At 63.1% G+C, this 26,195-nt stretch carries 21 protein-coding genes; 4 read left to right on the top strand and 17 right to left on the bottom strand.

Translation table 11 applies throughout. From position 1 onward, the window contains the following. Nucleotides 1-33 precede the first annotated feature (33 nt). The 9 genes from BLJAPNOD_RS03465 to BLJAPNOD_RS03425 all read right to left on the bottom strand — a co-directional run bounded on the left by BLJAPNOD_RS03465 (nucleotide 34) and on the right by BLJAPNOD_RS03425 (nucleotide 9,984). Entirely contained in the window at nucleotides 34-1,305 is a 1,272-nt protein-coding gene (locus BLJAPNOD_RS03465) for a glycerate kinase (RefSeq protein WP_115418915.1), read from the bottom strand. 4 nt (nucleotides 1,306-1,309) lie between these two features. Continuing rightward, nucleotides 1,310-1,627, bottom strand: coding sequence for a Dabb family protein (locus BLJAPNOD_RS03460; RefSeq protein ID WP_115418914.1), 318 nt, complete (start codon nucleotides 1,625-1,627; stop codon nucleotides 1,310-1,312). 8 nt (nucleotides 1,628-1,635) lie between these two features. Beyond that, nucleotides 1,636-3,291, bottom strand: coding sequence for a GMC family oxidoreductase N-terminal domain-containing protein (locus tag BLJAPNOD_RS03455; RefSeq protein WP_115418913.1), 1,656 nt, complete (start codon nucleotides 3,289-3,291; stop codon nucleotides 1,636-1,638). Nucleotides 3,292-3,396: 105 nt separating this feature from the next. Next, nucleotides 3,397-4,176 (bottom strand): 3-ketoacyl-ACP reductase, encoded by a 780-nt coding sequence (locus BLJAPNOD_RS03450; protein ID WP_115418912.1) that lies wholly within the window; start codon nucleotides 4,174-4,176, stop codon nucleotides 3,397-3,399. Then, the gene (locus tag BLJAPNOD_RS03445) at nucleotides 4,173-5,672 is read right to left on the bottom strand and encodes a GMC family oxidoreductase (RefSeq protein ID WP_115418911.1); all 1,500 of its coding nucleotides are present in this window, start codon (nucleotides 5,670-5,672) and stop codon (nucleotides 4,173-4,175) included. The genes BLJAPNOD_RS03450 and BLJAPNOD_RS03445 overlap by 4 nt, the downstream gene beginning before the upstream one ends. Nucleotides 5,673-5,678: 6 nt before the next feature. Further along, nucleotides 5,679-6,794, bottom strand: coding sequence for a sn-glycerol-3-phosphate ABC transporter ATP-binding protein UgpC (ugpC, locus tag BLJAPNOD_RS03440; RefSeq protein ID WP_115418910.1), 1,116 nt, complete (start codon nucleotides 6,792-6,794; stop codon nucleotides 5,679-5,681). Nucleotides 6,795-6,798: 4 nt separating this feature from the next. Continuing rightward, on the bottom strand, nucleotides 6,799-7,680 hold the full coding sequence (locus tag BLJAPNOD_RS03435) for a carbohydrate ABC transporter permease (RefSeq protein WP_077500914.1): 882 nt from the start codon (nucleotides 7,678-7,680) through the stop codon (nucleotides 6,799-6,801). After that, complete coding sequence (locus tag BLJAPNOD_RS03430) at nucleotides 7,677-8,558, bottom strand: sugar ABC transporter permease (protein WP_077500915.1); 882 nt, start codon at nucleotides 8,556-8,558, stop codon at nucleotides 7,677-7,679. The genes BLJAPNOD_RS03435 and BLJAPNOD_RS03430 overlap by 4 nt, the downstream gene beginning before the upstream one ends. Before the next feature lie 181 nt (nucleotides 8,559-8,739). Continuing rightward, complete coding sequence (locus BLJAPNOD_RS03425) at nucleotides 8,740-9,984, bottom strand: ABC transporter substrate-binding protein (protein ID WP_077500916.1); 1,245 nt, start codon at nucleotides 9,982-9,984, stop codon at nucleotides 8,740-8,742. A 304-nt stretch (nucleotides 9,985-10,288) separates the two neighbouring features. Here BLJAPNOD_RS03425 and BLJAPNOD_RS03420 point away from each other — a divergent pair, with 304 nt between their 5' ends. Next, nucleotides 10,289-11,353, top strand: a complete 1,065-nt coding sequence (locus BLJAPNOD_RS03420) for a LacI family transcriptional regulator (RefSeq protein ID WP_077500917.1) — start codon at nucleotides 10,289-10,291, stop codon at nucleotides 11,351-11,353. 100 nt (nucleotides 11,354-11,453) lie between these two features. Here BLJAPNOD_RS03420 and BLJAPNOD_RS03415 read toward each other — a convergent pair whose 3' ends face one another. From BLJAPNOD_RS03415 to BLJAPNOD_RS03395, 5 genes are read right to left on the bottom strand one after another with little or no spacing between them, the layout of a single operon-like run. Continuing rightward, nucleotides 11,454-12,962, bottom strand: a complete 1,509-nt coding sequence (locus tag BLJAPNOD_RS03415; protein ID WP_115418909.1) for an aldehyde dehydrogenase family protein — start codon at nucleotides 12,960-12,962, stop codon at nucleotides 11,454-11,456. Beyond that, nucleotides 12,962-13,741, bottom strand: a complete 780-nt coding sequence (locus tag BLJAPNOD_RS03410; protein WP_115418908.1) for an enoyl-CoA hydratase/isomerase family protein — start codon at nucleotides 13,739-13,741, stop codon at nucleotides 12,962-12,964. The genes BLJAPNOD_RS03415 and BLJAPNOD_RS03410 overlap by 1 nt, the downstream gene beginning before the upstream one ends. Then, entirely contained in the window at nucleotides 13,734-15,353 is a 1,620-nt protein-coding gene (locus BLJAPNOD_RS03405; RefSeq protein WP_077500920.1) for an acyl CoA:acetate/3-ketoacid CoA transferase, read from the bottom strand. The genes BLJAPNOD_RS03410 and BLJAPNOD_RS03405 overlap by 8 nt, the downstream gene beginning before the upstream one ends. A 4-nt stretch (nucleotides 15,354-15,357) precedes the next feature. Next, entirely contained in the window at nucleotides 15,358-16,359 is a 1,002-nt protein-coding gene (locus BLJAPNOD_RS03400) for a Gfo/Idh/MocA family oxidoreductase (RefSeq protein ID WP_077500921.1), read from the bottom strand. Then, complete coding sequence (locus BLJAPNOD_RS03395) at nucleotides 16,356-17,399, bottom strand: LacI family DNA-binding transcriptional regulator (RefSeq protein WP_077500922.1); 1,044 nt, start codon at nucleotides 17,397-17,399, stop codon at nucleotides 16,356-16,358. The genes BLJAPNOD_RS03400 and BLJAPNOD_RS03395 overlap by 4 nt, the downstream gene beginning before the upstream one ends. Nucleotides 17,400-17,716: 317 nt before the next feature. Here BLJAPNOD_RS03395 and BLJAPNOD_RS03390 point away from each other — a divergent pair, with 317 nt between their 5' ends. Beyond that, entirely contained in the window at nucleotides 17,717-18,889 is a 1,173-nt protein-coding gene (locus BLJAPNOD_RS03390) for a dihydrodipicolinate synthase family protein (RefSeq protein ID WP_115418907.1), read from the top strand. Between the two features lie 63 nt (nucleotides 18,890-18,952). On the opposite strand, the gene BLJAPNOD_RS03385 is transcribed toward BLJAPNOD_RS03390, so the two are convergent. Further along, nucleotides 18,953-20,974: a TonB-dependent receptor gene (locus tag BLJAPNOD_RS03385; RefSeq protein WP_244610996.1), complete on the bottom strand. Its 2,022-nt coding sequence runs from the start codon at nucleotides 20,972-20,974 to the stop codon at nucleotides 18,953-18,955. A 302-nt stretch (nucleotides 20,975-21,276) separates the two neighbouring features. On the opposite strand from BLJAPNOD_RS03385, the gene BLJAPNOD_RS03380 reads away from it, so the two are divergent. Beyond that, nucleotides 21,277-22,734 carry a glycosyl transferase family protein gene (locus tag BLJAPNOD_RS03380; RefSeq protein ID WP_115418905.1) on the top strand — a complete coding sequence of 486 codons (1,458 nt, stop codon included), beginning with the start codon at nucleotides 21,277-21,279 and terminating at the stop codon, nucleotides 22,732-22,734. Between the two features lie 15 nt (nucleotides 22,735-22,749). Here BLJAPNOD_RS03380 and BLJAPNOD_RS03375 read toward each other — a convergent pair whose 3' ends face one another. Both BLJAPNOD_RS03375 and BLJAPNOD_RS03370 read right to left on the bottom strand, forming a co-directional pair. After that, nucleotides 22,750-24,813 carry a M3 family metallopeptidase gene (locus BLJAPNOD_RS03375; protein ID WP_115418904.1) on the bottom strand — a complete coding sequence of 688 codons (2,064 nt, stop codon included), beginning with the start codon at nucleotides 24,811-24,813 and terminating at the stop codon, nucleotides 22,750-22,752. 124 nt (nucleotides 24,814-24,937) lie between these two features. Then, entirely contained in the window at nucleotides 24,938-25,579 is a 642-nt protein-coding gene (locus BLJAPNOD_RS03370; protein WP_115418903.1) for a LysE family translocator, read from the bottom strand. 432 nt (nucleotides 25,580-26,011) lie between these two features. Between BLJAPNOD_RS03370 and BLJAPNOD_RS03365 the strand changes: the two genes are divergently transcribed. Further along, nucleotides 26,012-26,195 (top strand): isocitrate/isopropylmalate family dehydrogenase (locus tag BLJAPNOD_RS03365; RefSeq protein ID WP_244610869.1); only part of this gene is annotated, 184 nt, incomplete at its 3' end.

The raw sequence follows: 26,195 nt of genomic DNA, 5'->3' as shown, positions 1-26,195 counted from the left end.
TCCGCAACAAGTGATTCCGCTTCGAACGCATACTTAGCGGATCAGCATCGCCCTGAAATCATTGACGTTGGTTCCGGTCGGGCCGGGCACGAAGAGATCGCCGCTCGCAAAAAAGGCAGACCAGGCGTCGTGACAGGCGAGATGCGCGCGCGGATCGGCGCCCGCAGCCCGCATGCGATTGACGCTGCCGCCATCGGCGAAAGCGCCGGCATTGTCCTCGGATCCGTCGATGCCGTCCGTATCCGCCGCCAGGGCATCGATCCCGGAAGTACCTTCGATGTCGAGCGCCAGCGACAGCAACAATTCGCTGTTACGGCCACCCTTGCCGTAGCCCTTGCCTGATATCGTCACCGTCGTCTCACCGCCGGATAAGAGCACGACCGGCTTTTCGAACGGGCGGTTGCGCAGCACGACTTCGCGTGCCAGCGCCGCATGCATGCGGCCGATATCGCGCGCCTCGCCTTCGATCGCGTCCGAAAGAATGCGCGCCTCCACGCCCAATTCGAGAGCCTTGCGCGCGGCGGCTTCCAGCGAAACGCGGGCTGACGCAATTACGTGGCATTCGTGCCGACGGAAAACCGGATCGGACGGATGGGGCGCCCGCGCCGCATCCGTTCGCAGGTGGGCCATCACACCTTCGGGAAGGGCCATGCCGTAGCGGCTGACGATCTCCAGCGCCTCCTTCACCGTCGAGCCGTCCGGCACCGTCGGGCCCGAGGCGACGAAGGCGGGATTGTCGCCGGGAACGTCGGAGACGACGAGACTGACGAGACGCGCCGGGCCTGCGGCTGCAGCCAGGCGCCCGCCCTTGATGCACGACACATGCTTGCGCACGACGTTCATCGCCGAGATCGGCGCACCGGAAGCAAGCAGTGCCCTGTTGACCGCAATTTCGTCGGCAAGCGTCAAGCCCTCCGGCGGTGCCGGCAGAAGTGACGATCCACCGCCCGAAATCAGCGCGACGACCAGATCGTCTGCGGTCAGGCCTTCCACCAGCTTCAACAGCTCTTCGGAGGCGCGGAGACCGGCCTCATCGGGCACCGGATGGGCAGATTGCAGCACGCGAATGCGCTCGCAGGGCTCGATCGGGCCGTGGCGGGCAACGACGGCTCCCGTTAGCGGGTGATCCCAGAGCTTTTCAAAAGCTGCCGCCATCTGGCTTGCCGCCTTGCCGGCTCCGACGACGACCGTCCGTCCCTTGGGCTTTTCCGGCAGATGCACACGGATCGCCTCATAGGGGTCGGCGGCACGCACGGCCGCTTCGAAAAGGGTGGTGAGAAAGTCCCGCGCGTCGAAGGCTGCCATCGTTTCAACCCGGGATTTCGAGGTCGTAGACGAAGATACCGTCGATGCCGCCCTCTGCGGCCGCAACGATCTTGGCGCCGGTCTTCTGGTGCTCTGGGTCGGCAAGGTAGGCGTCGCGCGCAGCGGCATCGGCAAAATCGACGATGAAACCTTCCGAATACCCTTTGTCCATACCGACCTCCGGGCTGACATTGGTGCCCTCATAGGTCGCCAGCATGCCGGCAAGCCGGCTTTTCAGTGCCGCGATCTCGGCGAAGATCGAGACTTTCTCGTCCGCCAAAATTTCGGGGCGGAAGCGAATGAAGACGCAGTGACGGATCATGATTTTCCTCAGCGGATATCGGCGCGGGCACGCGGCCTGATATCGTTGCGTTCATGGGCGAAGATCGCCGGCGGCAGGGGCTGGCGCTCGCGGATGATGTCGGCGCCCTTTTCGCCCATCATGATCGTCGGCCCGTTGGTGTTGCAAGAGGGAACGCGCGGCATGACCGAACTGTCGCAGACGCGAAGGCCTTCGAGTCCACGCACCTTCAGGTCGAGGCCGACGACAGCCATGGCGTCGGTGCCCATCTTGCAGGTACCGACAGGATGATGGTCGGTCTTGGCATTGGCGCAGCCGTAGTCGAAAAACTGCTCGTCGGAGACGACACTGTTGCCCGGCAAACGTTCGGCGAGCACGAAGGGCTTGAGAGCTGCCTGCTGCATGATCTCTCGGGCGATCTTCAGTCCCTCGATCGACATCTTCCGGTCGTGCGGATCTTCCCAGTAGTTCGGATCGATCAGCGGCGCTGCGGCCGGGTCGGCTGCGGAGAGCCGGACGGTGCCCCGTGAACGCGGATGCAGATAGGCGGAGTTGAGTGTCACGCCGGCGTTCTTCAGCCGCGCGACGCCCGCTTCGATGCCGGAGCCGAGGCCGAGATGAAACTGGATATCCGGCGAGCGCGCATCCGGATCGGCGTACCAGAAGCCGCCCGTTTCGAAGAGCGACGACGCGACGGGGCCCGAGCGGAACAGCACGTACTGCAGGCCGGCCCATAGCGTACGATGAAGTTTCGCCACGTTGTCATAGGTATGGTCGCCGGTGCATTCGGAGATGACAAAGAGATCGAGGTGATCCTGGAGATTGCCGCCGACGCCGGGCAGATCATGCTTCACTGGCACGCCGACCGACTTCAGGTGATCCGCAGGCCCGATACCCGACTGCAAGAGCAGCTTCGGCGAGCCGATGGCCCCGGAGGTGACCAAGACCTCGCGCTCCGCCCGAATGATCTCGCTGCCCTTGGCCGTCACAACCTCGACGCCGACGGCGCGCGTGCCCTCGACCACGATCCGCGCGACACGTGCGCCGGTGCGCACGGTCAGGTTCCGGCGGTCCTTGATCGGCGAGAGATAGGCAAGTGACGCACTCGACCGGCGGCGGTTGCGCTGCGTCAGCTGGTAGAAGCCGACGCCCGCCTGTTGGCGACCATTGAAATCGTGATTGTAGGGAATACCGATCTCCTGGCCGGCGCGGATGTAGGCATCGCAGATCGGCAGCGTCGCCACGGGCATCGAGACGCCGAGCGGCCCGCCATAGGCATGATAGTCGTCGGCAAAGCGCTGGTTGTCTTCGGCGCGCTTGAAATAGGGAAGAACACTGCGGTAGTCCCAGCCGCTGCAGCCATCCTCCGAGGCCCAGAGGTCGTAATCGGCGGCATTGCCGCGGGTATAGAGCTGGGCATTGATCGACGAGCCGCCGCCGATGACCTTGGCCTGGGTGTAGCGCAACACCCTGCCCTTCATGTGCTTCTGCGGCACGGTCTCCCAGCCCCAGCTGGCGACGCCCTTGGTCATCTTGGCAAAGCCGGCCGGCATATGGAACAGCGGGTTCCAGTCGCCGCCACCCGCCTCCAGCAACAGCACGCGCACCGAAGGATCTTCGGAGAGGCGGTTGGCGAGAACGCAGCCCGCAGGCCCAGCACCGGTGATGATGTAGTCGTAATTCATTGCTTGTCTTCCTCCACGGCACGGCATTTGGAACGATCCAAATTTCCGACGTGATAAACCCGAACCTCGCTCGCCCTTGCGAGCCCCTGACTGCTCTGCACTTTCCTAGAGTCTTCCGATCGACAGACCGCCATCCGCCTGGATGACCGAGCCCGTGGCAAAGGCGAATTTTCCGCTAGCAAGCCCGGCGGCGATGTTGCCGATGTCTTCGGGTTCGCCCCAGCGCCTCATCGGCACCAGGCCACCATCGATCAGGGCGTCGTATTTCGCCGAAACGCCGGCGGTCATGTCGGAGCGGATGATGCCGGGCCGGATTTCGAAAACCGAGATGCCGGTGTCGGCCAGCCGCAGGGCAAGCCCTTGGCTGAAGGCGGCAAGACCGGCCTTGCTCATGCAATAATCGAGCCGCTCTGGTGAACTCATCGTGGCCGAAACCGAGGTGATGTTGATGATTGACCGCGCCGTCGCGCCGGGACCGTCGGCCAGCATCGAGCGCAGCACGGCTTGCGTGAAAAACACCGTGCCGCGGAGATTGGTGGCGACGATCGTGTCGAAATTCTCCGGCTGGAGATCGAGGAAGTCACCGCGCACGACCGAGGCGATGCCGGCATTGTTGACGAGGCAGCGGATCGGCCCAAGCTGCTCACGAACGCTGTCAACGGTTGCCGCATGCGCGCCGACATCGGCAAGATTGGCCTCGAGATAGATGGCGCGACCGCCCTCAGCCGCCAATTCGGCAAGTGTCGCCTCGGTCGTCCGGTCGGCTGCACCGAGTCCCGTCAGCGCGATATCGAAGCCGTCGCGCGCCAGCGCCCGGGCGACGCCAAGGCCGATGCCGCGGCGGCCGCCGGTCACGATCGCGACAGGACGCGTCGATGTCGTCATGCGCTCAGCTCCTTGGCAACAATATGGTCGGCGACGCGCAGCGCCTGTGCCGCCACCGTCAGCGCCGGGTTGACGGCGGCCGAGGTCGGCAGGAAGCCGGCATCGACGACGAAGAGGTTAGGATGATCGAAGGCGCGGCAATAGACATCGAGCGGCGCCTGTGCCGGATCAGTGCCCATACGAACCGTGCCGCACTGGTGTGACGGGGTGCGTTTGTCAAACGCCTGAGAAAGCACGATCGGATAGCCTGCAGCCTTGAAGTGGGCGCGCATCTTCGTTTCGAGGCCGGACAGCGCCTCCATGTTCGAGCGCCGCCACTGCATGATGATGCCCTTGCCGTCGACCATGATGCGGCTTTCCGGGTTCGGCAGGTCCTCCGTCATCATGTACCAGTCGACCGCATGGCCGGCCATGAAGTCGAAAACGAAACGCGGCGCCCAGACCGGCGCGTTGGCTTTGAGGATGTCGCCGTTGATCTTGCCGAGCAGCTGGACATTGCCGAGCGGCAGGCCGTCCCTGCCGCCCGTCAGGTAATAATCGTTCAGCATCAGCGTCTTCTGGTAGATGCTGTCATTGCGCCGGAACGGATTGATCGCCAGCATGGCGCTGCAATTGTGGTTCATGAAGTTGCGGCCGACCTGGTCGGAGGCGTTGGCGAGCCCCTTGCCATCGCCGGAGCGAAGCAGGATTGCGGCCGAGTTGATCGCACCCGCCGACAGGATCACCAGTTTGGGCGACAGGCGCTTCTTCTCGCCCCGATGAGTATAATGGATGGCTTCTATCCGTCCGTTCGGACCTTTCTCCAGCGTGTCCACATGCGCTGACGTGATCAGCTCGATATTTGGGTCGTTCAGGGCCGAGGCGAGCGATGCGGTCTCGGCATCCTTCTTGCCCTTGCCGGTGTTGGGAAATCCGTCCCAGGGCGTGCGCCCGCCGGAAAGCCACGTCTCGATGTCGACGCCAAGCGGCAGTGTCGCCGGATTGAGCCCCTGCGCCTTCAACTCGGCGCGCGCGCGGGCAATCGCCGGCTCGTCCGGCACCGGGCCGTAAGGATAGGGCGAGGCGTGAAACGGCTCCGTCGGGTCCTGACCCAGCTCGCCGCGCACCTCGAACAGTCGCTCGGCCTTGCCGTACCATGGTTCAAGCTCGTCATAAGGGAAAGGCCAGGCCGGCGAAACGCCGCCGAGATGTTGCATCTCGGTGAAATCCTCGGCGCGGTAGCGCAGGAGCACCGCGCCGAAGAGCTTGGAATTGCCGCCGACGAAATAGAAGTTGCCCGGATTGAACTCCGTTCCGTCGGCTTCGCGCCACATCTCCTTCGGCCGGAAGTGGCCCTTGACGAAGATCGAGCTGTAACTGCGCGCCTCCGGTGTGTCCGGCAGACGTTCGCCGCGCTCGAGTATGACGATGCGCGCCCCGGAGCCGGCAAGCCCCGCCGCAACGGTGGAGCCGCCGATGCCCGACCCGATGATGACGATATCCGGCTGCTGCTCCATCGGTCGTTACGCGATCCGCTGCTGCGTCTGGGGATCGAAGAACACCGCCTTGTCGAGATTGAAGGCGAGCTGCGAGGTCTGGCCGGGCGCGATGCGTGCATCGGCGCGCAGGCGGGCAACGACCTCCTTGCCGCCGAGACGAGTCACTGCAAAGGTGTCCGAACCGGCGGGCTCGACCACCTCGATCAGGCATTCGCCCTCGACGATCGCCTTGGCATTGCGGTCGGCACCGTCAGGGTCGGTCAAGGCTTCCGGGCGGATGCCGAAGACGACGTCCTTGCCGGCATAGCCGGAGAGTGCGCCGCTGGCGTGCGGCACCGTCAGCTTCATCGGCTCGGCATTCGGACGCGCCAGCGTGACGGCGACATCAGCGCCGTTCTTTTCGATGCGCGCGGTCAAGAGGTTCATGGCCGGCGACCCCATGAAGTCGGCGACGAACATGTTGGACGGATTGTTGTAGATCTCGGCCGGCGTTCCGAATTGCTGCAGCACGCCGTCCTTCAAAACCGCGATCTTGGTCGCCAGCGTCATCGCCTCGATCTGGTCGTGGGTGACATAGACGATGGTCGTCTTCATCCGGTGGTGCAGGCGCTTGATCTCCGTGCGCATGTCGACGCGCAGCTTGGCGTCGAGGTTCGACAATGGCTCGTCGAACAGGAAGACCTGCGGGTTGCGCACGAGCGCGCGGCCCATGGCGACGCGCTGGCGCTGGCCGCCGGAAAGCTGGCTCGGCTTGCGATCGAGCAGATGGCCGATCTGCAGCATGTCGGCGACCTGCTTGATCGCCTTCTCGCGTTCGTCCTTCGGCACGCCGCGGATTTCCATGCCGAAGGCGATGTTGCCGGCAACCGTCATGTTCGGATAGAGCGCGTAGGACTGGAACACCATGGCAATGTCGCGCTTGGACGGATGCAGATCGGCGACCGAGCGGCCGTTGATGGCGATCTCGCCCGAGGTGATCGGCTCCAGCCCGGCGATGGTGTTGAGCAGCGTGGACTTGCCGCAACCCGACGGGCCGACGAGCACCAGGAAGCCGCCCTCGTCGATCTCCAGATTGATGTCCTTCAGGATCTCGAGCGAGCCGTAGGATTTGCGCAGGTTGCTGATTTTGAGGAAAGACATGGGCTTATCCTTTCACGGCGCCGGACATCAGCCCGCGGACGAAGTAGCGGCCGGAGACGATGTAGACGATGAGCGTTGGCAGGGCGGCGAGGATCGCGCCCGCGAAGTGAACGTTGTATTCCTTGACCCCGGTCGACGACGAAACGAGGTTGTTGAGCGCCACCGTCATCGGCGTCGACGACGCGCCGGAGAAGGACGCCCCGAACAGGAAGTCGTTCCAGATATTGGTGAACTGCCAGATGACCGAAACGACTATGATCGGTCCTGACGACGGCAGCATGATCCGCCAGAAGATCTGGAAGAAGCTGGCGCCATCGATCTGGGCTGCGCGCACGAGCTCCGTCGGGAAGGCTTCGTAGTAGTTGCGGAAATAGAGCGTGGTGAAGCCGAGACCGTAGATCACGTGGACGAAGATCAGGCCCCAGATCGATCCGGCAAGCCCAATGATCCCGAGTACGCGCGCCATCGGGATCAGCACGATCTGGAACGGGATGAAGCACGACAGAAGCAGCATGCCGAAGAAGATGTTGGCACCGGGAAAGCGCCATTTCGTCAGCACGTAGCCATTGAGCGCGCCGATGATCGTCGAGATCGCGACGGCCGGCACCACCATCAGGATGGAGTTGATGAAAAACGGCTTCAGGCCCGTCGGCTGCACCCCGATCTGCGCCGTCGACCAGGCCTGAAGCCAGGGCTCGAACGTCAGAGTTTGCGGCAGGTTGAGCATGCCGCCCTGGCGGATCTCGTCGAGCGGCTTCAGCGAATTGGCCAGCATCACGTAGAGCGGCAGCAGCGAATAGAGCGCAAAGACGATCAGGACCGTGTAGATCAGCGCCCGCATCAGGCGGTTGTGCGAGATGACGTTGTCTGGGCTGGGAGCGCTCATGAGCGTTTTCCTCCGCGGATTTCGGAGTAGAGATAGGGAACGATGATCGAGAAGATCATCACCAGCATGATGATCGCCGACGAGGCGCCGATGCCCATCTGGTTGCGGGTGAAGGTGTAGGAATACATGAAGGTCGCCGGCAGTTCGGTGGCCTGGCCCGGCCCGCCGCCGGTCAGCGCGATGATCAGGTCGTAGGCCTTGATCGCCAGATGCGCGAGAACGACGAAGGCGGAAAGGAAGACCGGTCGCATCAGGGGAATGATGATCCGCCGGTAGATCGTCGCGGTCGGTGCGCCGTCGATCTGCGCCGCCTTGATGATCTCGTTGTCGACGCCGCGAAGGCCCGCAAGGAACATCGCCATGATGAAGCCGGTCGATTGCCAAACCGCGGCGATCACCACGCAATAGATCGCGTAGTTGCGATCCTTGATCCAGTTGAACGAAAAGCTCTCCCAGCCCCAGAGGTGCATGGTGTTTTCAAGCCCGATGCCGGGATCGAGGAACCATTTCCAGGCCGTGCCGGTGACGATGAAGGACAGCGCCATCGGATAGAGATAGATCGGCCGCAGAAACCCTTCCGCCCGGATCTTCTGGTCGAGCAGGATCGCAAGCCCAAGCCCCAGCACCGAGCAGATGGCAATGTAGAGCGAGGCGAAGATCGCCAGGTTGCTCACCGCCCGCCACCAGTGCGGCAGGGCCCAGAGCTTCTGATAATTGCTGAAACCGACGAAATTGTAGGACGGCAGCATCTTGCTGTCCGTCATCGACAGGAAGCCGGTATAGGCGATGAAGCCATAAACAAAGATCAGGACGATAACGAAGCTCGGGGCAAGGACCAGTTTCGGTATCAGGTCCTGCAGGCGACTGCGGTTATCCATGAACGTTCACCACTTCTGGCGCTCAGCCATCGGGGACCCTCCCCGGTACGGCACTCACGCAGGTTCTTGGTATCAAAAGGCTTCCCGGCGTCCGCGGTGAAACGCGGCGCTTGAAAGACGCTTGCATGTCAGAATGGGTGTCCGGGACGCTTGTTTCGCGTCCCGGACCGGGTCTTGCCCGTTACTTCGCAGCCGCGACGGCGGCGACGAGTTCCTTGACAGCCTCTTCCGAGGTCAGTTCACCGTTGAACTCGCGCGTCACGACGTCGTAGATCGCGTTCTTGACGGCGGCCGGGTTGGCATGGCCATGGGCCATGGAGCCGAACAGCGTGCCGTTGGTGTTGGCTTCGGCGAGATCCTTGATGCCCTTCTTGCCACAAGCGTCGAAGTCGGTATCCGGAACGTCAGTGCGGGCCGGAACCGATCCCTTGACGACGTTGAAGGCCGACTGGAAGGTCGGGCTTTCGATCGCCGACGCCATGGCGAGCTGAGCCGGGATCTTGTCGTCGGCAACCTTGAACATCGCGAACTGGTCGGAGTTGAAGGTGACGGAGCCCTGAGTGCCCGGGTAGCGCATGCAGACGAAATCGGTGCCCGGCACCTTCTTCGCCTTCAGGAACTCACCCTTGGCCCAGTCGCCCATGAACTGCATGCCGGCCTTGTTCTCGATGACCATCGCCGAAGCAAGGTTCCAGTCGCGGCCAGAGAAGTTGTCGTCGACATAGGAGCGCAGCTTCGTCATGCGATCGAAGGCTTCCTTCATCTTGTCGCCGCCGAGCGCTGCCGGGTCGAGATCGATGAAGGCCTGCTTGTAGAAATCGTTGCCGAGCGAGAGCACGACGGCGTCGAAGATCGTCGCGTCCTGCCACGGCTGACCGCCATGGGCGATCGGCGTCAGGCCCTGAGCCTTGAAGTTGTCGAGCAGAGCAATGAGTTCTTCCCAGTTGGTGGGCTCCTTGCCGCCGGCCTTGTCGAGCGCAGCCTTGTTGATCCACACCCAGTTGGTCGAGTGGACGTTGACCGGAGCAGCGATCCAGTGGCCGTCATATTTCGAGAACTGCTGCAGGGCCGTCGGGATGACCTTGTCCCAGCCTTCCTTGGACGCGGTATCGTCCAGGTTGCCGAGTGCACCTTCCTTGGCCCAGTCGAGAATGTCGAAACCGAGCATCTGAACCGCGGTCGGGGCGTTGCCCGAGGTGACGCGGGCGCGAAGCACGGTCATGGCTTCCGTGCCGCCACCGCCGGCGACCGGCATGTCGGTCCAGGAAATGCCCTTGCCTTCGAGATCCTTCTTCAGGACGTCGAGTGCGGCGGCTTCACCGCCGGATGTCCACCAGTGCAAAACTTCCACGTTTTCTGCTGCGCGCGCGGCAGTGGCCGCCATCATCAGCGCCACAACAGCCGTCGTCGTCATCAACTTGCGCATCGTTATCCTCCCGTTTGCAAGTTATCGAAGCGGAACCTCCTCCCGCCTCGGATATCGCACCGCCTAAGGCGGCGGCTGGCCCAATTTAAAACGTTATAAATTCAGCAAGTCAAGCATTCCGCACGCGTGCGCTTCTCCACCTCAAGAAGCAATTGAATTTACTGACTTATATACAATTTCAGGCCTTTCGCAGCGCAGCAATCCTTGCCGCGGCGCAAGATTTAAAACGTTTTCATGATTCGATTGCCTAAGCGTTCGTGCCACGTTACAAAAGCCGCCTTGACCGCCTTGAGGATGACTAGCATTGGCCGATCCCTCCAAGCCCGCCCGTTCCGAAGACAATGGCTCGTCTGCCAGACGCGGCAAGCCGACCCTTCGCACGATCGCTGAGATCACCGGACTTGCGGTCACCACCGTTTCGCGCGCGCTTGCCGAAGCACCGCAGATTTCCGCCGAGACGCGCAGGCGGGTGCGCGAGGTGGCGATCGAGATCGGCTATTCGCCCGATCGCGCCGCCCAGCGCCTGAAGACCGGGCGCACCAACGTCATTGCCGTCCTTCTCGACCCGCACGAGGAAATCCTCGGCTACGGCACCTCGATCATGAACGGCATATCCAGGGCGCTGCAGGGCACGCCCTACCACGTCATTGTCATGCCGAACTTCCTCAACACGACTAACGTCGAAGCGGTGAACTACATCACCCGCAACAGCATGGCGGATGGCGTCATCTTCTCGCGCACCGAACCGCTCGATCCGCGCGTCATGCTGCTTTCGGAAATCGGTTTTCCGTTCGTCACCCATGGCCGCACCGAGCTTTCGACCCCGCACGCCTATGTCGACTACGACAACTTCACCTTCTCCTACCAGGCGACCCGTCGGCTGATCGCGAAGGGGCGTCGCAAGCCAGCGCTGATCAGCGGTCCGGCCGATTTCACCTTCGCCGGCCATCTGCAGCACGGCTTCATGACCGCCGTGCGCGAGGCGGGCTGTGCCTATGAAATTCTCTCCGGCATCGATCTCGACAGTCCGGCCGGCGATATTCGCGACCGTGTGCGCCAGCGTTACACCGAGCCCGATCCGCCCGACAGCTTCATGTGCGGCGGCGAGGTCTGCGCTCTCGCCACCATCACCGGCATGAGCGATTGCGGCCTGACGCTTGGGCGCGAGTACGACATCGTCGCCAAGCAGACGTCGCACTTGCTTGGTGCGATCCAGCCTCAGGTGGAGACGATCTACGAGGACTTGACGGCCACCGGCGAAGACATGGGCCGGGTGCTGCTGCAGCGCATCGGTGGAGAAACCGACGTCAACAAACTGCAGATACTGCTCTCTCCGCAGATCCCATCCAACTGGTCCGCATCCGGCTGAACCGCACGACAACGGCCGGAAGGAAAGGCGCCTTGACGCCCCTTCCCACTTCGTTGTTGCGATCCCTGCCCTCATCATCATCATCCCTTTGACCGTTAAGTTAGCGCGGCATCCACCAGCCGGTGCGCGCGCCGATGTGCATGTTGAGTGTCTTGGTTTCGGTGTAGTCCTCGACCGCATGGCGGCCAAGCTCGCGGCCGAGGCCGGACTGGCGGTAGCCGCCGAAGGGTAGCTCCGAAGCGCCGTCCATGAAGGTGTTCATCCAGACAGTACCGGCGCGCACGCGACGACCGATGGTCAGGCAGGTGTCGAAGTCGCGGCTCCAGACGCCGGCGGAAAGGCCGTAGTCGATCGAGTTGGCAATGCGGATCGCCTCGTCGGTGGTCTCGAACGTCAGCACCGACAGCACCGGGCCGAAAACCTCCTCGCGGGCAACGGCCATGTCGGGCCGCACCTGCGAAAGAATGGTCGGGGCCATGAATTGCCCCATGCCGAGATCGAGTGTCCCACCACCGTGGGCGACGGCAGCGCCATCCTTCGATGCAGCAGAAACATAGCCGGCGATCTTTTCCAGATGCTGCGGCGTGATGATCGCGCCGACCTGGGTTTCCGGATCGAGCGGATCGCCGACCTTCACCTTGGCCGAGAGGGCCGCGATGCGCGCCGTCACCTCTTCGGCGATATCGCGATGAAGGATCAGGCGCGAGCCGGCATTGCAGCATTCTCCGGCGTTGAAATAGGCGCCGAACACCGCCGCATCGATGAACTCGTCGAGATTGGCATCGGGGAAGACGATCTGCGGGTTCTTGCCGCCGAGTTCGAGCGACACTTTTTTCAGGGTCTGGGCGGCATTGGCCATCGTCAGGCGGCCGACGCCGGTCGAACCGGTAAACGAGATCATGTCGACATCGCCATGCGTCGTCATCGGCGCGCCAACCTCCGGGCCGGTACCGGTGATGATGTTGACGACGCCGGCCGGCACGCCGGCCGCTTCGAGAATTTCACCGAGCACCAGCGTCGAGGCAGAGGTCAGCTCCGAAGGCTTGACCACGGTGGTGCAGCCGGCGGCCAGCGCAAACGGCAGCTTCTGGCTGACGATCAGGAAGGGGAAGTTCCACGGCGTAATGATCGAGACGACGCCGATTGCTTCACGCAGGACGACGCCGAGCGTGCCATCTCCCAGCGTGTTGTAGCTTTCGCCGTGAAGATCACGGGCAAGAGCGGCGGCATAACGCCAGATATCGGCAGCGCCACCAAGCTCGCCCTTGGCCTGGCTGATCGGCTTTCCCGATTCGATGGCGTCGAGGAAGGCAAGCTCGTCGGCGCGCGCGGCGATCATGTCGGCCGCCTTCAGCAGGACCAGTGAGCGCTCGGATGCCGTCATGCGCGGCCAGGGGCCATCGTCGAAGGCGCGACGCGCAGCAGCGATCGCCCGTTCGGCATCGACACCTGATGCCGCCTGATAGCGGCTGACGACAACGCCGTGGCCAGGGGCAACACGTTCGAGCGTGCGCCCGTCGGCGCTATCGACCCATTTGCCGTCGATCAGCATCTGGAACGTACGCACCTTGTGATCGCTGAGTGCCTTGGGCCTCACCAGAACCGTCATTACCATTCTCCCTTGAACTGGGCTTCGCGCTTTTCGGTAAAAGCCGCGACGCCTTCCCTGAGGTCGCCGGTCTTGGCGACGAGGATGGAACCGAGCGCTTCGACCGCAGCCCCTTTGTCCTCGCCGTTCGCCGAGGCGATCATCAGCTTTGAAATTTCGAGCGCGGCCGGGCCGCGTTTTGCCACGCGGGCGGCATATTCACGGGCCGCCGCCATCACCGTTCCAGTCTCGACAACCGCGTCGACAAGGCCCTCGGCCTTGGCCGCCTCAGCCGTGAACATCTCGCCGCCGAGCACCATGCGCCGTACGATCTGCGCGCCGAAGCGGGTGGTGAGACGTTGCGTGCCCGACCAACCCGGGACCATGCCGAGGCTCGTTTCCGGCAGGCCGATCCTGATCTGACTTTCGGCAATGCGGATGTCGGCTGCTGCGGCCAGTTCCAGGCCGCCGCCCAGCGCATGGCCGTTGAGCGCTGCGATGACGGGCATCCTCAGCGTCGCCAGCCGTTCAAAGACGCGATGGCCGAAGCGCACCCAGTCGTGGCCGAACGCGGCCGCATCCATGCCGCCCCAGGCCTTGATGTCGCCGCCGGCCGAAAATGCCTTCCCCTCGCCCGTCAGGATCAGAACGCGAACCTCGCGCATCATCTCGACGGTATCGCAGGCCGCGGCGAGCGCCTTCAGCATGTCGATGTCGAAGGCATTGAGCTTTTCCGGACGGGCGACAGTCATTGTGGCGACCGCGCCGTCGACGGCGATCCGGATGCGATCCTCAGACATGGGCGCCTCCGCCGAGCGTGCGGGCAGGCTTTGCCGGCAGCGTCAGGCCGATCGGCACCTCATGGAACAGCGCCGCATCCATGGTCTTCAACCGATCGGACACGAGGAGCGGAAACTCGGATTGATCGAGGATATGCGCCTGCAGGTCGACGCCTGGCGCGATCTCGGTCAACATCACGCCTTCGGGCGTCAGCTTCATCACGCAGCGCTCGGTGACGTAGGTGATCTCCTGCCCTTGCTCGATACCGCGACGGCCGGAAAACGTCACGTGCTCGACCTCGTTGACCAGCTTCTTCAGCTTGCCTTCCTTCTCGATCACCAACCTGCCATCCTCAACGGCAAGCTTGGCGCCGGCATTGAACATGCCGGAAAACACGATCTTCTTTGCCCGCGCGGTGATGTCGACGAAGCCGCCGGCTCCGGCCGTCACATGCGGCCGGAAGGAGAGCTTCGAGACATTGACCGAACCGTTGCGGTCGATTTCGAGGAAAGACAGCAGCGAGGCATCAAAGCCCGCGCCCTGGAAATAGGTAAATTGATAGGGCGACGGCATGAAGGCGTCGGCGTTCGAGGCGCAGCCGAAGGCAAAATCGAGCAGCGGCACGCCGCCGACAGCCCCCTGCTCTATCACCCAGGTGACGGCACCGTGCAGGCCTTCTTCCAGCAGAATGCGCGGCACGTTGGCCGAAATGCCGAAGCCGAGATTGACGGCGCTGCCCGATTGCAGCTCCTGCGCCACCCGGCGGGCAATGACCTTCTGGATGTTGAATTCCGGCACACGGAAACTGTCGAGCGGACGGAAGATCTCGCCGGAGATGGCGGGATCATAGAGCGTCTGCGTCGTCTGCTTCTGGTCGGGGTCGACGACGACGTAGTCGACGAGCACGCCCGGCACCCGCACGTCGTGGGGTTTAAGCGAGCCTTCCTTGGTGATGCGCTTGACCTGGGCAATGACGATGCCGCCATTGTTGCGGGCGGCCAGCGCCTGGTCGAGACCGCCGAGATAGGCGCCCTCGTGCTCATAGGTCAGGTTGCCGCGCTCGTCCGCCGTGGTCGCGCGAATGATCGCCACCTGAGGCGCGATCGCCTTGAAATAGAGCCAGTCCTCGCCCTCGAAAGAGACCTTCTTGACCACCGGTTCGGCTGCCGCCGAAGCATTCATGGCGCAGCCTTGGCGCGACGGATCGACAAAGGTGTCGAGCCCGACCTTGGTCATGACGCCAGGACGCTTCGCCGCTGCTTCCCTGTGCATGTCGAAGAGGATGCCGGAGGGAACGTTATAGGCAGCCACCTCGTCGGCGCCGATCATCTGCCAGATCAAGGGCGGCTCGGCGCTTGACGGGCCGGAGGGATAGGAGCCGCCGATGATCTTCTTCAGGAGCCCTTTCCTGGCGATGTAATCGACCCCCTTGATGCCGCTCATGTCGCCGGCGGCGATGGGGTGCAGCGTCGTCAGGTCGCGCGGATGGCCGGTCGCCTCGAAGCGCTCGCCGATTGCCTTCAGCGTCAAGTCGGGGCAACCGAGACCACTCGAAGACGAGACCGAAACGACGGCACCGTCGGGTATCAAAGCGGCAGCTTCAGCGGGTGAAATATGCTTGTTCATCGACATCCACTCAAAGTCCCGTTTCGATCGCAACCGCCTGGCCGGTCGCCGCCGCCTTGACGACGGCAAGCCCGGCTGCAAGCGACCAGACCCCGTCCTCGCCGGTTGCCGACGGCTGACCGTTGCCTTCAATCGCGGAATGGAAGGCCGTCAGCGCGGTCTCGTAGAGATTGCCCGCGTCGAGCGGCAGCAGGCTTTCGCCCTCGGCATTGCGCAAGGTGACGGTGCCGACCGGCTTCTGCGTCATGACGTTGCGGCCGATCAGCGACCCCTCGGTGCCGTGCACCTCGAACCCGGTTTCGGCGAACTTGGTGGTGAAGGCATCGTGGAACTGGGCGATCACGCCGGACCGGAAGTGCAGCACTCCCATGACGCCATCCTCCAGCCCTTCCTTGCCCATGCCGGCACTATGGCTGATGGCGACGGCCTCGACCGGATCGTCGTTGAGGACGAAGCGCAGGGTGTCGGCGTCGTGCACGGTGATGTCGAGAATGACGCCGCCGCCGGCCTCCGGCCGCTCCAGCCGCCAGCCCTGAAGATGCGGCGGCAGATAGACGGCATGAAACACCCTGGCCGCGATCGGCCGGCCGATCCGGCCCTCGGCAATCGCGTTCCGCATCGCCCGATGGGCGGCGGCGTTGCGCAGGTGATGATTGGTGGCGAGCACAACACCGGCTTCGCGCGCTGCGACCACCATGTCGCGCGCATCCTCCAACGTCATCGCCAGTGGTTTTTCACACAACACGTGCTTGCCGGCGCGGATGGCGGCCAATGTCTGCTCGCGGTGCAGCTCATTGGTGGTCGAGACATAGACGGCCTGGACATCGGGATCGTTGACCAGCTCTTCGAGCGACGTCACCGACTTGCCGATGCCGTTTTCCGTGGCGTAGAGCGCGCCGCGCTCGGCGCTGGTGCTCATCACCGAAACCACCTCGCCACCCGTCGCGCGAATTGCGCCGATCACCCATTCCCGTGCGATCGTGCTCGCGCCGATCAGACCCCATCCCGTCATGACAATGCCTCCCTCTTTTTGCGCTCGATCGCAGCACCGCAGCTCTGGCGGACGACGAGACGGACCGAACCGACGATCGATTCCGCCTCCGCCTTGCCTGCATTGATCTGCTTCAGCAGCAGTTCCGCCGCCCTCTGCCCCATGCCTTGCGGATCGACCGACACGGTCGTCAGTGCCGGCACCGCCGTCTTTGCCTCGATCACATCGTCGAAGCCGATCACGGCAAAATCGGCGCCCGGTTCCAGCCGCCGCGCCCGCAGGCCGTCGCAGACGCCGAAGGCGACCGCGTCGTTGAAGCAGAGTGCTGCCGTCGGCCGGTCAGAAAGCATCATCGCCTGCTCAATGGCAGTGACGCCACCGGCGCGCGATGGCGCCGAACCGATGACAAGCCCGTCCGCCGTATCGAGCCCTGCCTCGAGCAAGGCATCGCGGTAACCGCGCATACGCGCCTCGAAAACCGCCGTATCCGGGAAACCGCCGAGGAAGGCGATGCGCCGATGGCCGCGCTCGATCAGGTGGCGCACGGCCGCCATGGCGCCGGCATGATTGTCCGATGTCAGCGAGGAAACACCAGCGTCAGCAATATCGCGAACGACAAGCACGACGGGAATGCCGCTCTCGACCAGAGGCGCTAGATCGGCAGCCTCGGTGCCACGCGCCGGTGAAATGATCAGCCCGGAAACCCCATGCTCGCGCATGGAGGCCACCACTTCGCGCTGGCGCTCGATCTTTTCGCTGGTGTTGGCAAGAAACTGAACGAAGCCGGCCGACTGTACCACGGTATCGACGCCGACTGCCAATTCCGCGAAGAAGCTGTTGGTCAGGTCGTTGACGACGATGCCGATGATCTTCGATTTCGACTGGCGCAGATTGGCGGCACTGCGGTTATAGACATAACCAAGCTCGCGAATGGTCGCATTGACCTTGGCGCGCGTGCCCTCGTTGACCAGCGAACTGCCCTGCAGGACGAGCGATACGGTCGACTTCGACACGCCGGCTGCGCGTGCGATATCCACCACCGTTACCCGTTCCTTGGCCAAAGCATCCTCCCAAGCGTGTCTTATTTTTCATATTCATAATTGGAACGTTCCAAATTCGTCAAGAGTGTTTCGTTCACATTTTGATTTCCGCGATTCTACGGAAGCGAAAATGCAGAAAACGGAATGGGAAGATCAGGGAAGAATGGATGATTCCTATCGACGGTATTTTACGTATTTTCATGTATTTAAGTTGACGATAACCAATTGCGCCTCTGGCCGAGCATGAGCCATCCAGCCGACGATTCACAAATCTCGCTTGAAATTTGGAACGATCTAAATTATTCGAATGCAACGGTCCGAGGAGGAGACGAAAGCCGATGACAAGCCTGACGTTGCCACGCCAAGATGGTTCACTCGAGCAATACCGGCTGACGGGAACGCCGATCGAGCGGCCGAAGTCGGCGCCGGCTTTCAACCGCATCGCCTATGCCGCCGCCCATGTGGTCTCCGATCCGCTTCGCGATGCCGATCCCTGGGGCAATGCCGCCATCGACTGGGACCGAACCATGGCCTTCCGCCATCATCTCTGGGGCCTGGGCTTCAAGATTGCCGAAGCGATGGACACAGCCCAGCGCGGCATGGGCCTTGCCTGGCCGGGCGCACAGCAGCTGATCCGCCGCTCGCTTGCAGAAGCCCGAAGCGTGCCGGGCGCCGACCTTGCCTGCGGCGCGGGAACCGACCATCTTTCGCCCACCGACGCCCGCTCGCTCGATGACGTCATTGCCGCCTATGAGGAACAGATCGGCTTCGTCGAGGGCGAGGGCGGCCGCGCCATCATGATGGCAAGCCGGGCACTTGCCCGTGTCGCCCGCTCGCCCGATGATTATCGCCATGTCTACGGCCATATCCTGCGCCAGACGAAGGACAAGGTGGTGTTGCACTGGCTCGGCGACATGTTCGATCCACAGCTGAAAGGCTATTGGGGATCAGACGATTTCGATGCGGCGCTGGGCGCTGTGCTGTCGATCATAGAGGCCAACCGCGACAAGGTCGAAGGCATCAAGATCTCGCTTCTCGACAATGCCAGGGAAGTCGCCTTGCGCAACCGGCTACCGGAGGGCGTGCTCTGCTTCACCGGCGACGACTTCAACTATGCGGAGCTGATCGAGGGCGACGGCACGAAATACAGCCACGCTCTGCTTGGCATTTTCGATGCGGTGGCACCTTCCGCGTCCAAGGCGCTTGCGGCATTGGCCGAGGGCGATGTGGCCACCTTCCGCAGCGTGATCGAGCCGACGGTGCCGCTGTCGCGCAAGATCTTCGAGGCGCCGACGCAATACTACAAGGCCGGCGTCGTCTTTCTCGCCTGGCTGAACGGCCACCAGAACCATTTCACCATGCCCGCCGGCATGCAGTCCGCCCGTGGCCTTGTGCACTATGCCGATATCTTCCGGCTTGCCGACAAGGCCAACGTGCTCGATCGGCCGGAGCTTGCCACGAAGCGGATGCAGAGCTTTCTCGCGACCCTCGGTGTAGAGCAGGCCAGCTGAAAGCGAAAACGGCGCCCGCAAGCGCGCCGTCCGTAGCCGGGGCAGGGACCTCGACGGATTGTCTCAGAACGTCGCCGTCAAGCTCATCCAGAAACGGCGACCTTCCATCACCGTGTTGAAGTCGGTCTGCTCGACCGTCTTGTCGAGCAGGTTGTAGACGGCCGCATTCAACGTCAGGCCCTCGCCGAGCGCATATTTCGTGCCGATGTCTACGGTAGTGTATGCGTCATACTTCCGCCCCTGCTGGCCGTTGATCGTCACCGGCTTGCCGTTGGTGCCGATGCGCGCGCCGGCCGCGATCTCTTCGCCATGATAATTCACCGAGGTCCAGGCTTCCAAGCCTTCAACCGGGGTGAACCAGTCGGCCCTGAGATTGGCCATATGCTCCGGCGTGCGCGCCAGCGGGAAGCCGGCATAGGTTCCGGTCATCTGTTCGGACTGCGTGTAGGTGTAGCTGCCGCGAAGCGTCAGGTCGGCGGTCGCGTTCCAGGTCGCCGTGAGTTCGACACCCTGAATGACGGCGTCGTCGATATTGTAGTTGTACCAGAGCCGATAGTTCGGATCCTCGCTCCAGCGCACCGGATTTCCTGAGGCGTCGAGCACCAGCGAGTTGGAGATCTTGTCCTTGAAGTCCGTGTAGAAATAGGTGCCGCCGAGAATGACGTCGCCATTGTCCCAGACAGCTCCGATTTCATAGCTCGTGCTCGACTCTGCCTTGAGGTTAGGGTCGGCGATGATCACGCCGCAGGTGCCGGCCGGCCCATAGGAGCAACCGCCGCCGCCCGTCGTGTAGGCATAGCCAGGCGCAATGCTGCGGATGTCCGGCGCGCGGAAGCCGGTGGAGATGCCGCCCTTGACCGTCAGCGTGTCGGTTGCATCCCAGACGCCATAGAGGCGCGGGCTCAAGTGGTAGCCATATTCCTCGTGGTGATCGAGGCGCAGGCCGCCCGTCAGCGCGAAATTATCGAGCATGCGCCACTCGTCCTCGGCAAACAGCGCCCATTGCGTGGCCGAGAATTTTTCCGTGAGCCCGGTGCGCCGTCCGGGGTTCTGGTCGGAGAGCCGCGCTTCGAAGAACTGTCCGCCGGTCACCAGCGTGTGGCTGCCGCCAAGGTCGAACGTCGTAAACTTGCCGTCGATGACTGTGTTGCGAACCTCAGGCGCGCGCGGTTGCTTGTCGAAGCGGCCTTCCGCCGCATTGTAGTTGTAGTTCCGCCGCTCCGCCCATTCCTGCAGGATCGAGAAATCAGACGTGGTCGGCCCCCACCGGCCGGTGTGGGAAAACGACCAGTGATCGCGATCATTGTCGTTGTAGGTGCTGACGGCCCTTGGGCCCGTTTCGATCGTGTTACCGACATTGGCTTCGCGCCGCAGTCTTGCGGTACCGCCCTCGAGGTAGAAGTCGTGGTCCTCATTCGGCGTGTAGGCAAGCCGTGCCGTCATGTCGTGCTCGCGGGCGCCGGTGATACCGGACAGGACCTTGTCCTCACCGCGCTTCAGCCCACGCCCCCAGATCTGCATGCCGAGCGTGTCCTTCAGGATCGAACCGTTGGCATAGAACGACAGCTGGCCGGAATTGCCGTAACGCTGATGCTGCTGCATCGTCGCGTCGGTGGTGATCGAGCCGTTCCAGGTGTCGGAAACCTTGCGGGTGATGATGTTGATGACGCCGCCCATCGCGTCCGAGCCATAAAGCGACGACATCGGCCCGCGCACGATTTCGATGCGCTCGATTGCGGCCGCCGGCGGCACGAAACTCTGCTCGAAGCCGGAATTGCCGTTGGTGCGGGCATCACGCGTGCTCTGGCGTTTGCCGTCGACGAGGATGAGCGTGTAGGAGCCGGGCAGACCGCGGATGAAGATGTCGCGTTCGTTGGCAACACCCGTCACCGCCACACCCTGAGCATCGCGCAGCGCGTCGGTCAGGTCGCGAAACGAGCCTTTTTCCAGCTCTTCGCCGGTGACCACGGTGATGCTCGCCGGGGCATCCTTGACGTTCTGCTCGAAGCCGGTCGCGGTGACCACGATCTGTTCGAGCTCGGTGTCTTTCCCCTTGTCCTTGGCTTTCTGCGCCTGCGCTTCCATCGGCACCGTCAGCGCTGTGCCGGCAAGGCAGGCGTAGACAAAACGCCGACGACGCCCCGACGACCGCTGCGCGGACTTGCGCCGAACCCGTAACGCGAATGTGTGCCGCTCGATGCCGTTATCCAGCGGGCCGCGGGCCTCAATGCTCATCTTTGTCCCCACAAATAACTTGAGTATCAAAGTCCACTTAGTTAATGGCGACAATGGCGGCAACGCCACTGTTTTAGAATTATTCTAAATGTGAATGAGCGCAAAACACGAGCTTCGAATATGCCGGAGCGATGTTTGAGGGAGCGACAGCGATGAAGGTTCAAGCGCAGGCGTCTCCAGCGTCGCACGAACGGCAGACCGACATGAGCAAGTTGCGCCTGCTGCTGGCGCTTGATGCGCTGTTGCGCGAAAACAGCGTCAGCCGGGCGGCGGCAAGCGTCGGCCTGCAACCCTCCGCCATGAGCCGGCTCCTCTCCCAGTTGCGGGAAGAATACGACGACCCCCTGTTCCTGCGCACCGGCCATGGCCTGCGGCCGACGCCCCTTGCCGAAACCCTGAGACTGCGGGTGCGCGCCCTTGCTGCGGAGACGGAGGCGCTTTTCGAACGAGCGGGTGCTGCCGCAGCGGCCGACCCGCAGGAGCAAAGCGGCTGGGAGGGGGCAGGGCTGATTGCAGCGCCACCACTCTCGGTACGACCAAGCCTGATGCTGGACGGCGAGCCGACGCCGCAAGCCTTTGCCGCCAAGCTTGCGCGGATCGGCGACGATGCGGCCCCGCAACGCCGGCTTGCCCGCAGCATCGCAACCATCGGCACCGGCGCCGGTCGCAGCCGACCTTTGAGCGAGGCCGAAGCGGAAGATGCCTTGACGATCATCCTGGCCGGGGAGGCGGATCCGGTGCAGATCGGGGCTCTGATGGTCGCGTTGCAGTATCGCGGCGCAACCGCCGTCGAGATCGCCGGCTTCGTCAAGGCGATCCGCCGCCATGTCGGTGCCGTCGCCGGCAGCGGCGCGGCAGATCTCGACTGGCCGTGCTATCTCTCGCCGAAGTTGAAGACCGCGCCTTGGTTCCTGCACGCAGCAAGGCTGGTGGCAAGTGCCGGCTACCGTGTCATGCTGCACGGTCATTATGGCCAGGACGGCACCGAGCGCGGAAAACTGGAGATCGCGGCCGCCCGAAGCGGAATCGCCATTTGCGCTTCGCTTGAGGAAGCCGACAGCGCGCTGACAAGGTCGGGGATCGCCTATCTGCCGCTACCGGCACTCTCGCCGCAGATCTATCGTCTGCTTGGCCTCTACGGGCTGATGGAGATGCGCATTCCGCTCGGCGCCGCCGTCCATCTGATCAACCCCCTGGGCGCACGCACGAGCCTGCTGGGGGTCGCCAATTCAGCCGCAAGGACGCTGAGCCGGGACATCGCGCTTTTACTCGGTCTGAAGGATCTGACGATCCTCGGCAACACCCGCGACCATGCGGAGTTCACCCCCTATCGCCAGACACCTGTGTATCGCCTGATCGGCAGCGAGACCGTCGATCTCATCATTCCGGCACTGCCGGCGCCCCCCGTCGAAGGGCGCGTGGGCCTCAGCACCCGCGAGTATTGGGAGGCGGTGTGGACGGGAGCGGCCCGCGACGAGCGCGCGGAGACGACGATCATCACCACGACAGCCGCAGCCCTTCTCAGCCTGGGCAATACCTCTGACTTCGAGACCGCCTGCGAGACGGCGCGGGCGCTTTGGACAGGTCGATCGCGCCAGATGGCGCGATAAACCTTTCGACAAAGCTCAGGCCGCCAGCCCCTTCTTGGCGAGCATGGCATCCGGGCTCGGCAGCTTGCCGCGGAACCCCTTGTAAGCATCTTCCGGATCGATCGAACCACCGACCGAATAGACGCTGTCCTTGAGCTTTTTGGCCATGCCGGGGTCAAACGGATTTCCCGTCTCTTCGAAGGCGGCAAACGCATCCGCGTCCAGCACTTCCGACCACATGTAGGAATAGTAGCCGGCCGAATAGCCGTCGCCGGAGAAGACATGCAGGAAATGCGGGCTGCGATGGCGCATGACGATCGACCGGGGCATGCCGATCTTGTCAAGCGTCGCCGCTTCGAGCGACATCGGTTCGCCCTGCGTTTCCGCCGTGTGGTAGGCCATGTCGACGAGGGCAGACGAGGTGAACTCGACGGTCGCAAAGCCGGAGTTGAACGTGCGCGCAGCAAGCACCTTGCCGAGCAACGCCTCGGGCATCGGTTCGCCGGTCTGGTAGTGCACCGCGTAGCGCTTGAGGATGTCGGGAACGGTCAACCAGTGTTCGTAGAGCTGCGAGGGCAGTTCAACGAAATCGCGCGACACACCCGTGCCGGAAACCGAGGGGTAGGTAACATTGGATAGCATGCCATGCAATGCGTGTCCGAACTCGTGGAACAAGGTGCGTGCATCGTCGAGCGACAGCAGCGCCGGCTTGCCTTCGGCGGGTTTCGCAAAGTTGCAGACGTTGTAGATGATCGGCAGCTCGCCGACGGCGCCGTTCTTCAGTGTCAGCTTGTGCTGCGACTGAAACGCGCTCATCCAGGCGCCGGAGCGCTTCGACGACCGCGCGAAGTAATCGCCGAGAAACAGCGCCACAAGCTTTCCTGCGGCGTCTCTAATCTCGAAGACGCGCACATCCGGATGATAGCCGGCAATGCCCTTTTTCTCGGTCGCGGTGATGCCGAAAAGCCGCTGGGCGACATCGAAGCAGGCCTCGATGATCTTTTCCAGCTGCAGATAGGGCTTCAGCTCGCCTTCCGAGAAGTTGAACTTTTCGGCGCGCAGCTTTTCGGCATAGTGGCGCCAGTCCCAAGGCATGACGTCATGGTTGCGGCCTTCGGCGGCGACCAGCTTGGCAAGATCGGCCTCTTCCTCACGCGCACGGGCAACGGCCTTTTCCCAGACCTGCATCAGCAGACCGTTCACCGCCGCCGGTGTCTTGGCCATGGTGTTGTCGAGCTTCAGCGCCGCGTAGTTGTCGTAACCGAGCAACTTGGCCTTCTCGGACCTGAGAGCCAGGGTTTCGGCAATGAGGCCGCGATTGTCGGTTTCGCCACCATTTTCGCCGCGGGCAATCCAGGCGCGGAACGCCTGTTCCCTGCGTTCGCGATTGTCGGAGAAGGTCAGGAACGGCTCGATGATCGAACGCGACAGCGTCACGGCATATTTGCCATTTTCACCACGGTCGCTCGCGGCAGCCGCCATGGCGTCGCGCAGGAAGTCCGGGACACCGGCGAGATCCTCGTCGCTGGCGAGAAAAAGCGCCCAGTTCTTTTCGTCGGCAAGCACGTTCTGGCCGAATTTGGCGCCGAGGCCAGCAAGCGTCTCGTTGATCGCGGCCAATCGCTCCTGCTCGTCCTTGCCGAGCTTCGCACCGGATTTGACGAAACCTTTCCAATGGCGCTCAAGGACCCGCGTCGCTTCAAGGTTGAGACCGAGCCTTTCGCGGTTTTCCCAGAGCGTATCGATCCGCTTGAACAGTGCCGCATTCATGCCGATCTTCGAATAATGCCGCGACATTTTGGGCGCGATGTCGCGCTCCAGCGCCTGGATGGTTTCGTTGGTGTCGGCGCCGGCCTTGTTCCAGAAGATCGAGGAGATGCGCGACAGCTCGTCCCCGGCGATCTCGAGCGCAATCACGGTGTTGGCGAAGGTCGGCGCCTCAGGATTTCCGGCGATATCGTCGATCTCCGCCTCGTGCGCTTTGAAGGCAGCATCGAAGGCCGGTGCAAAATCCGTGTCCTTCACCAGATCGAAGCGGGGCAGGCCCTCATGCCCGGTCCAGGTCGTCAGGGCGGGATTGAGCGGGGTGCTGGCGGTCATGAAGGGTCCTTTCGCATGCGGATACCGGCAAGGAGCCGGGGAGGGAAGCGCCCGCGAAGCTGGAGCAACGCCGACGGAAGAGCTTGAGGTGGTCGCTGATGGACCCGGCGTCAAGGTTTGGACGTCAAGGCTTACGCAAACCGAGAAGGCCGGGGGCGGCGTGCCACACCGCCTGGACGGCAAAGCCGATGAACAGCAGTCCCGACAGCCGGACGATCGCCAGTTCATGGCGGCGGTAGAAGCGCCGGACGACCGAAGCGCCGATGATGACAATCAGGATCAGGTCGGCGACGAGAAAACCGATAAGCGAGACGCCAAGCAACATCGGCAGGGCATCGAATTCCAGCGCATTGGCGGAGCCGGCAAGCAGCGCGGTGAAGGTTGCGAGCGCCACCGGATAGCCCTTCGGGTTGGTCAGGCCGAAGATCAGCCCGCGCCGCAGCGGTTTCTCCACGGTGATCAGCGCCCGGTTATCACCTTTCGGTCGGGCGCGCAGAGCGGTCCAGCCGATCCAGCCGAGATAGAGGCCGCAGAAGAGACCAAGGATATCGAAGACCGTCGTGCCGACCGAACGCGCGCCGATGATCGCCACCAGCGCCAGCCCTGACCAGAGGATATCGCCGGCGAGATGGCCACCCATGAACAGCGCGCCTGCCTTGCGGCCCTGGCCGGCGCCGATGCCGAGCAAGGCGAGAAAGGCCGGCCCGGGAATGAGCGTATAGGAAAGGGCGGCGAGAAAGGCACCGATCAGCAGCGTCTCGGACATGGCAAGTCCCCGGTTGTTTCACCGGCCATTCGATCCCCCGCCAGCGATTCCGTCAAGCGGAAAGGCAAGGCGTTGGCGAATGTCGAAACGAAAATGGGCTTCGACCGGAGAGTGGTCGCGCGAAGAAACAACGTTAGCGATGGCGCGCCTCGTTCCGGCGGTTACCGAAGATAAGGGCATTGATGCTGGCGCCGAGAAGCGCGGTGATCTCGTGAGTGAAAGTGCGCATGGTGCGGGTCCTTCCGGGTGTTCGGGCGTTGGCGGCGTCAGGCCATGGATGTGAGAATTCCATCCTTTCGATCGGCGTGCTGTTTCTCCGGGAACGGGCGCGGGACAGAGACGGCGGCGCACAATTCTTTCGTTGCGATCATTTCCCTCGATACGAAGTTGCGCTAAGACGCGCGCGAGTTTTCCCCGCGAGAAGGACTTTCCATGACAGTGCGCAATCTCTTCCTTCTGCCCGGCGACGGCATCGGCCCGGAAGCCATGGCGGAAGTCCGCAAAATCATTGCCTACATGAATGCCGAGCTTGGCGCCGGTTTCGTGACGGACGAAGGCCTGGTCGGCGGCTCGGCTTACGATGCCCACGGCCAGGCAATTTCGGAAGGGGACATGG

The organism is Ensifer sp. M14 (genome assembly GCF_003355565.1).
Taxonomy (GTDB): Bacteria; Pseudomonadota; Alphaproteobacteria; order Rhizobiales; family Rhizobiaceae; genus Ensifer.
The sequence above is the reverse complement of the archived record's forward strand: the minus strand, read 5'-3'. Positions and strand labels throughout refer to the sequence as shown.